We start from the raw sequence: 8,266 nt of genomic DNA on the forward strand, positions 1-8,266 counted from the left end.
GCCGCCGGCGGTGGCGTTCATCCGAGCTTCCGGGGGCGGTCGGGGTCGGCCGCGCCGCCGCGGGGGTCGCCGTCCAGCTCGCGGCGCAGCCGCGCCATGAGGTCCGAGCGCGAGGTGGCGCCCAGGCGACGGCGGATGCGCGCGATGTGGTGCTCCGCGGTGCGCGGGGAGATGAAGATCGTCATCCCGATCTCGGCGTACGTCTTGCCCTGCAGCACGAGGGCGGCCACCTCGCGCTCGCGCTCGCTGAGGACGCTCTTGTACTCCGTCGTGCGGGGCGTCAGCATCACGGGCCCGGCCTCCGGCGCCTCGGCCGGCGCGGTCGTCTCCGCCCGCTCGCGCGGGTGGAGCTGACGGGCGCACGCGAGGAGACGCGCGATGACGCGACGGTCGGAGGACTTGCTCGCTCCGTGGCTGGCCAGACGCGCGCCGTCCCAGGCGAAGCCCGCCGCGGCGAGACCCGCGGCCGCATCCTCGATCGCGTCGACGTCGACCTCTCCCGTCAGGACCTCCGTCCAGACCCGGCCGGCGTGCGCGAGCCGGGCGGCCAGCGCGGAGTGCTCGGCGGCGGCGCGCAGCGCGCGGGCGTGCACGGTCAGCTCCTCCGGGCTGCCCAGCAGGATGCTCGCCTGCAGCAAAGACCACTGCAGCGGAGCCGCCCAGAGCGCCGGCTGACCGAGACCCTCCAGCAGGCGTTCGGCCTGCGCGACCTGCGGGCGCACCGACGCGAACTCGCCGAGGCGGGCGGCCGAGACGGCGAACTCGCCGAGCGGGATGAGAGTGAACAGGTCGATCTGCGCCCGTAGGAGCGAGCCCTGGGCCCGCTGCCAGACCGGGGCCAGCTCGGACGGCTGTCCGTGCCGGCGGGTGAAGCCGAGCTCGACCGCGTCGGCGAGGAAGCGATCGCGGGGGGACAGCGGCCGTCCGCTCGTCGCGACGGTGTGCAGCGCCGCCTCCGCCTCCGCCGGGTGCTCCAGCTGCACGGCGACCCAGGCGCGCCACAGCAGAAGCCGGGGTCGTGCCCACGCGCCGCCCTGCTCGCCGGCGATCGCGGCGTCGAGCGCCGTCTGCGCGACGACCGGCTCTCCCCGGTGCAGGGCGACCAGCGCCGCCAGGACGGCGGGCAGCTCCGGCAGCGGGGCGTCGCTCCCGGACGCGGTGTACATCTCGCTCGCGCGCACCAGGTCCGAGACGCCGGCGTGGGCGTCGGCCCCGAGAGAGGCCCGCAGGCCGCGGGACAGCAGCTCGAGCGAGACGCCGTGGGCGGTCGGGATGGAGCGGGCCGGGGCCGAGGTCGGCTCCGCGGCGGGGTCGGGGTGGCCGGCGGCCGTGGCAGCGACGAGCCACTTCGCGCGGCTCTCGGGCGTACGCGGCTGACCGCCGCGATAGACCTGTGAGCCGAGGTCGAGATCGCCGCGCATAGCCCAGACGGCGGCCGCCATGTCGAGGGCCTCCTCGTCCGGGGCCTCGTCGGCGCGCCGGAGCAGCACGTCGACGAAGGCGCCGGCCGCGTCGATGTCACCGAGCGCCCAGGCGGCGCGGGCGCGTCGCAGCGCCAGCACGTCGGCGTCCGCACCCGCGGTCTCCGCGGCGCGGTACAGCTCCGCCGCCTTGGCGGGGTCCCGCGACAGCTCGCGGTCGCCGTCGACGAGCAGGGCGGATGCCACCCGGGCATCCGTCGCGCCGCCGAGAAGCGCCTGCACGGAGGCGGCATCCTGGACGAGTCGTGCGAAATAGAGCTCGAGCAGGCGCTCGGCCGTGAGGTGGGCGCGCACGGCGTCGCGCACGACGGGGACCGTGCGGCCGCCGCGCTGCAGCAGACCGGCGTCGTATCCGGCCGCGCAGGCGGGGCCGGAGGCGTTCTCGAGGGCCCCGCGCTCGTCCAGGCAGAGGGCCTCGACCTGTCGGCGCACGGACGCGTCGAGGGAGTCGATGCGGTGCGAGACGAGGTCGAAGAGCGAGCGCGAGATCTCCTCGTGGTCGCAGCGCCCGTCGCAGGCGACGTCGCCGTGCAGCACCAGCGCCTCGGCGGTCAGCCAGGCCAGGCCGCCCGTCATCTCGAGCATCGCGCCGATGCACGCGCGGGAGGCGGGCGTCGGCGTGCCGCCGACGAACGTCGCCACGTCGGACGCGGACACGTGACCCAGCAGCACCGGCGGCTGGTGACGTTCGACGTCCTCGAGGAGGGCGCGCAGCACCGGGGACTCCGGGTCGGGGCGGGTGCTGAGGAGGACGGTGGCCGTCCCCTCGCGCAGACGCGCGGAGAGAGCGGTGAGCAGCGCGTCGTCGAGGAGATGGGCGTCGTCCACGACGATCACGCCGCCGGGGGCGGCATCCATCTCCGCCCCGGCGACGAGCGCGGTCGGAGCGGCGCCGGACGCGCGGAGCGCGGCGAACAGGTGACGAAGAACCCGGGACTTGCCCGCGCCGGCCGTCCCGACCACCGCGAGGGGCGCGGGGTCGGCGGCGTCGACGTACGCGGTGATCAGGGTGCGGGCGACGCGCGGCAGCAGGACGCCGCCGAGGTCCGGAATGGCAGGGTCGGACGACGTGGTCGAGATCGACATCGAGGTGCTTCCTCGTTCCGGGCGGCGCGACTCAGCCGACGGGCTCGGTGGAGCCCGGGTCCGGCGTCGAGGTCTCGGCCGGCGGCTGCGTCGTCTCGGCCGGGGGCTCCGGCTGCGGCTCCTCGGTGACCGGCGGCTGCGTCTCGGCCGGGGTCGTCGGGGGCGGGTCCGACGGCGAGGGGGACGTCGTGCCCGGGTCCGACGGCGAGGGCGACGTGGTCCCCGGATCCGACGGCGACGGCGACGTGGTGCCGGGGTCGCTGGGGGAGGGGGAGGTCGTCCCGGGGGCGGTGGTGCCCGTCTCGGTGTCCGTCGGCGTCGTCGGCGAGGAGCTGTTGCCGGTGGTCGGGGCCGTGGAGCTGCCGCCCTGACCACCCGTGCTGCCGCCGCCCTGCTGGCCGCCGCCACCGCCGCCACCACCGTTGCCTCCGCCGGACGCGGGGGCGGGCGCCGCCTGGTTGACCGGTGCGACCGGCGAGGCGCTGCTGCGCTTCTCGTTCGTCTTGGGGGCCTGACGCTGCTGCGCGCGGGCGCGCGGGTTGCTGGCGCCGGACGACCGCTCGGGGGCGGCCTCCTGCTGCGGGGCGGCCGGCTCCTGCGCCGCGACGGGCTGAGTTTCCGGGGCGGCGATGTTCTCGGGCGTCTCGGAGGGCTCACCGAAGGGCAGGAACTTGCTGTCCTCGCGGTCCTCGGCCAGGGGCTGCGACGTCATCTCCGCGTCGGAGCGGGCCAGGATGCCGGCGCCGAGTGCGGGGACGCTCACGAACCCGACCCCGACGGCCAGGGCGGTGACCCCGGCCGCGACGTAGGCCGTCGCCGGGACGCGACGGAACCAGGGAGCGCGCTTCTCCGCACGCGTCGGGCGGAAGCCGGCCGCGGCGATCGGGTCGTCGTCGTCCTCTGCGTCCTCGTCGACCTCGTCGTCCGTCACCGCGGCAAGGGGACCGCGGGCGTCGTCGGCAGCCACCCGGGCCGCGCCGAGGGCGATGATCGCCTTGGGGTCGGCGTCCACCGCGATCGGGCGGTCGAACCGCTCCGACAGCAGCTGGGCCACGCGCGGGATCCGCGACGTGCCGCCGGTGAGGAGGATGGCATCCAGGTCCTCGGCGGTCAGCCCGGACTGCTCGAGCGCCGTCTCCAGAACCTCGATCGTGCGCTCGATCTCGGGCTCAATCATGTCCTCGAACTCGGCGCGCGTAAGGCGCACCGCGCCGTGGCCGTCGCCGACGAGCACGGGGACCACGGCCTCGCCGTCGAAAGACAGCGACTCCTTGGCCTCGACGCACTCGCGGCGCAGGGAGGCCAGCGCCATCCGCAGCCCGGGGTCGGTGGCGGCGGCGGCCATCGTCGCCGCGGGGAGACCGGCCGTGCGGACGGTGTGCCGCAGCACGATGTCATCGAAGTCGGCTCCGCCGAGGTCGGAGATGCCGACGGGTGCGCCGACGAAGTCCACGTGACCGTCGCGCGACTTCTGGAGGATGACGGTGTCGAAGGTGCCGCCGCCGAAGTCGTAGACGGCCAGGGCGCGGCCGCTCTCGAGCGGGTGAGTGGACTCGTAGTGCCGCGCGGCGGCCTCGGGCTCGGTGATGACGTGCACGTCGTTCCAGCCGAGGCGGCCGATCGAGTCCTGTACGAGACGTGTGCGGTATTCGCCCCACGTCACGGGGACGGAGACGGCGATCCCGGCGGGGTGCTGTCCCTCGCGCTCGACCGCGGTGCCGATGACCCAGCCCACGACGAGGGCGTAGAGATCCTGCGGCGAGAAGCGGCGGTCGGCGGCGACGATCGGGACGTCGTCACCGATGCGGCGTTTGAACTCGCGCACCAGCCGCTCGGGCTGGGCCGTTCCCCGGCGTTCCGCGGCGTCTCCGAAGAGAAGTCCGCTGTCCGAGACGAAGACGGTCGTCGGCGTGCTGTCGGCGTTCCGCCCCAGCGGAAGCGGTGTCGCCACCAGCGTTCCGTCCGGTGCAGAGCGCGCGGTAGCCGCGGCCGTCCTGCTCGTCCCCACATCGATCGCCAAGTAGTACGGCGTTCCCATTGATATGACCCCCAGCAGGGTGCGCAGGGACGCCGAAGCAGCCCCACTCATCCCCAAGTTTCCGCCGTCGTCGTAGACAGCGGTTCGCTTTCGTCGCTTCATGCCCCTTACGCAGCGACGCCCTTGCGAGCAGTGTGTCACAGGGGGGCCGGGGATGAAAGGGCAGGTGGAAGACAATGACCGGGTGTTCGGAAAATACCCGGAATCATGCGGGTTCCCGTGAACCGGGGGTTCGAGCGGCATCCAGATGGTGTATAAGCACCCCTCGGCGCTCGCGAGCCCGGACTGGCACTCGCGTTGCATGAGTGCCAGCGCTTCTCTACACTCGGATTAGCACTCTCCCCGCGTGAGTGCTGACAAGTCTTCTGTAACGAGAAAGAAGAGGTAGACCGTGTCGGTTTCCATCAAGCCGCTCGAGGACCGCATCGTCATCAAGCAGGTCGAGGCTGAGCAGACCACCGCGAGTGGTCTCGTCATCCCCGACACCGCCAAGGAGAAGCCGCAGGAGGGCGAGGTCGTCGCCGTCGGCCCCGGCCGCATCGACGACAACGGCAACCGCGTCCCCCTCGACGTCGCCGTCGGCGACCGCGTGCTCTACAGCAAGTACGGCGGCACCGAGGTCAAGTTCGGCGCCGACGAGTACCTGGTGCTCTCGGCCCGCGACGTCCTCGCGGTGGTCGTGCGCTGACCTTCGCGTTCTCGAGAGGACCCTGGATGCCATGGCATCCAGGGTCCTCTTCGTTTCGGCCGGAATGCGACGTCCCCTGGCCGTCCGACGGCGCCCGCGCCGACAGGGGCGGTCCTAGGCTGGTCGAATGACCTCCCCTGCTCCCGCTCCTGCCGGCGGGGCGTTCCGCGGGGGACTGTACGCTCTCGGCGCCTACCTCCTCTGGGGCGTCCTGCCGCTCTACTTCCTGCAGCTGCGGCCGACGGGCCCGTGGGAGGTCGTGGCGTGGCGGATCGTGCTGGCGTTCGCCTTCTGCCTCCTGCTGCTCACGGTCCTGCGCATCTGGCGACCGTTCCTGGCCATCGTGCGGCAGTCGCGCCTCATGGCGCTGACCGCCCTCGCCGGGGTCCTCATCTATGTCAACTGGCAGACGTATCTCATCGGCACGCTGACCGGGCACGTGATCGAGACGAGCCTCGGGTACTTCATCAACCCGATCGTGACGGTCCTGCTGGGCGTCCTGGTTTTGCGTGAACGGCTGCGGCTGCTGCCCTGGATCGCGATCGGCATCGCCGTGCTCGCCGTCGTCGTCATCGTGGTCGGCTACGGCGCCTTCCCGTGGATCGCCGTGACCCTGGCGCTGTCGTTCGGGATCTACGGGCTGGTCAAGAAGCAGATCGGACCGGCGGTGGATGCCGTCAGCGGACTCACCCTCGAGTCGTTCTGGCTCCTCCCCGTCGCGGTGGTGCAGCTCATCGCCGTCAGCGCGACGACCGGCCTCACCCTCGGCACCGCGGGTCCCGTCCACACCCTCCTGCTGCTCGCGGCCGGAGCGGTCACCGCCGTCCCCCTGCTGCTCTTCGCCTCGGGTGCGCGCCGCGCCCCTCTGACGGTGATCGGCCTGCTGCAGTTCGTCGCACCGATCCTGCAGTTCATCATCGGCGTGTGGGTGCTGCACGAGCCGATGACCGCCGAGCGATGGATCGGGTTCGGTCTGGTCTGGGTCGCACTGGTGCTCCTCAGTGCGGACTCCGTGGCCGCAGCGCGCAGGAACCGGCGGGTTCCGACCGAGGTGTCCGAGCCCGTCTGAGGGGGAGGCATCCGGTCCCACCGGGCGATCCGTGGGGTGAGGCGGCGGCCGTTATGCGCCCGTGACCGGGATGACTCACATCGTTAACGAACGGCAACACGGCGAAAACCTGGGGGCCGTTAGGTTTAGGTCACCAGGCGGCGTCCCGACGCTGCCGAACGTTCATCCACAGCAAGGAGCACTATGAGCGTCTTCACGCGCACGCGCGCGGGCAAGGTCTACGGCGGTATCGCCGTGATCGGTGCCAGCGCGCTCTTCCTCGCCGCGTGCAGCGGTGGCGGCGGCAGCGACGCAGCCCCCTCCGCCTCGTCCGGCGGGGGAGCCGTGTCCGAGTCCGACGGGACCTTCCACGTCGGCACGATCCTGCCCGCCACGGGTAACCTCGCCTTCCTCGGCCCGCCCGAGGTCGCAGGTGTCAAGCTCGCGGTGCAGGACATCGAGGCCGCTGGCGACGCGTTCCCCTTCACCGTCGAGCTCACCGAGCGCGACTCCGGTGACACCACCACCGACATCGCGACCCAGTCGGCGAGCGAGCTCGTCGACGCCGGCGCGGACGTCGTCATCGGTGCGGCGTCCTCGGGCGTCTCGTTCACGTTCGTCGACCAGCTGGTCGACGCGGGCGTGGTCCAGATCTCGCCGGCGAACACCTCGCCCGACTTCACCGACTACGCCGACGACGGCTACTACTGGCGCACCGCCCCCTCGGACGTCCTCCAGGGTCGCGTGCTCGGTAATCTCATGACCGGTGACGGTGCGGCGAACGTCGGCATCATCTACATCAACGACCCCTACGGCATCGGCCTCAAGGACAACGCGACGACGGCCATCGAGGCCGCCGGTGGCGAGGTCTCGGTCGCGGTCCCCTACAACCCGGGTGACACGGTCTTCACGTCGCAGGTCGACGAGCTGCTCGCGGCTCAGCCCGACGCCATCGCGGTGATCGCGTTCGAGGAGACCTCCTCGATCATTCCCGAGCTCGTCAACACGCAGGGCTACCCGGGATCGCAGGTCTACTTCGTCGACGGCAACCTGTCGAACTCGTACGAGTTCCCCGAGGGCACGCTCGAGGGCGGCAAGGGCACCCTGCCCGGCAACCCGGCCGACAGCGACTTCCAGGCTCGTCTGCTCGAGGTCGACCCCGCGCTGACCGACTTCAGCTACGCGCCGGAGTCGTACGACGCCGTCATCGTGGCCGCCCTGGCCGCCGCTCAGGCGGGCGAGGACTCGGGCACGGCGATCCGCGACAACATGCAGTCGGTCTCCGAGGGCGGCGAGAAGTGCACGACGTTCGCGGACTGCCTCGCGCTCATCAACGAGGGCACCGACATCGACTACGACGGTGTCTCCGGTCCGATCACGTTCGACGAGAACGGCGACCCGACCGAGGCGTACGTCGGCATCTACCAGTACGGCGCGGACAACAAGTACACGCTGCTGAACACGGAGTTCGGTTCGCTCAACGAGTGACCTGACCCGCATCGAGGGGCCCGGATCCGCCAGGATCCGGGCCCCTTCGTCGTGCCCGTGGCATCCATATTCCGTCCCCGGCATGCGGGGAGGGCTTGTCGCGAGGGTCTCTGCCGTCGTGCGGAGTGGTGGGGCGACACGCCGGTGCAGCGGGCTTCGGGGCGGCGTGTCGCTTCCGGTCTCCGCAGGACGGTTCTGGGGGTGGCTGGGCCCCGCAGGACGGCCAACAGCCGTCCGCGCGGCCGCGACTCCTTCCCACCCCTGCGGGGTCGCTCGTGGCCGGGGGGAGGGGTTGTGGCGAGGGGAGGAGGTGGAGGGGTGGATGCCACCTCCCTCGGCCGCATCCCCTCCTTTCGCCGACGGGGTCGCTCGTGGCCGGGGGGAGGGGTTGTGGCGAGGGGAGGAGGTGGAGGGGTGGATGCCACCTCCCTCGGCCG

The 8,266-nt window shown here is 72.4% G+C and carries 5 protein-coding genes; 3 read left to right on the forward strand and 2 right to left on the reverse strand.

All coding sequences use genetic code 11. The features are described from left to right. Positions 1–17: 17 nt before the first annotated feature. Together ACO03V_RS13480 and ACO03V_RS13485 are read right to left on the reverse strand one after the other, a co-directional pair. The gene (locus tag ACO03V_RS13480) at positions 18–2,567 is read right to left on the reverse strand and encodes a LuxR C-terminal-related transcriptional regulator (protein WP_423137924.1); all 2,550 of its coding nucleotides are present in this window, start codon (positions 2,565–2,567) and stop codon (positions 18–20) included. A 31-nt stretch (positions 2,568–2,598) separates the two neighbouring features. Further along, positions 2,599–4,518 carry an Hsp70 family protein gene (locus ACO03V_RS13485; protein WP_423137925.1) on the reverse strand — a complete coding sequence of 640 codons (1,920 nt, stop codon included), beginning with the start codon at positions 4,516–4,518 and terminating at the stop codon, positions 2,599–2,601. A gap of 478 nt (positions 4,519–4,996) precedes the next feature. Between ACO03V_RS13485 and groES the strand changes: the two genes are divergently transcribed. The 3 genes from groES (at position 4,997) to ACO03V_RS13500 (ending at position 7,829) form a co-directional block, all read left to right on the forward strand. Further along, positions 4,997–5,293, forward strand: coding sequence for a co-chaperone GroES (gene groES, locus ACO03V_RS13490; RefSeq protein WP_039394204.1), 297 nt, complete (start codon positions 4,997–4,999; stop codon positions 5,291–5,293). A gap of 127 nt (positions 5,294–5,420) precedes the next feature. Then, entirely contained in the window at positions 5,421–6,362 is a 942-nt protein-coding gene (gene rarD / locus ACO03V_RS13495) for an EamA family transporter RarD (RefSeq protein WP_423137926.1), read from the forward strand. Between the two features lie 183 nt (positions 6,363–6,545). Then, on the forward strand, positions 6,546–7,829 hold the full coding sequence (locus tag ACO03V_RS13500; protein ID WP_423137927.1) for an ABC transporter substrate-binding protein: 1,284 nt from the start codon (positions 6,546–6,548) through the stop codon (positions 7,827–7,829). The last annotated feature ends 437 nt before the right edge of the window (positions 7,830–8,266 follow it).

Origin of the sequence: Microbacterium sp. HMH0099, from assembly GCF_049384025.1 — a bacterium.
Taxonomy (GTDB): domain Bacteria; phylum Actinomycetota; class Actinomycetes; order Actinomycetales; family Microbacteriaceae; genus Microbacterium.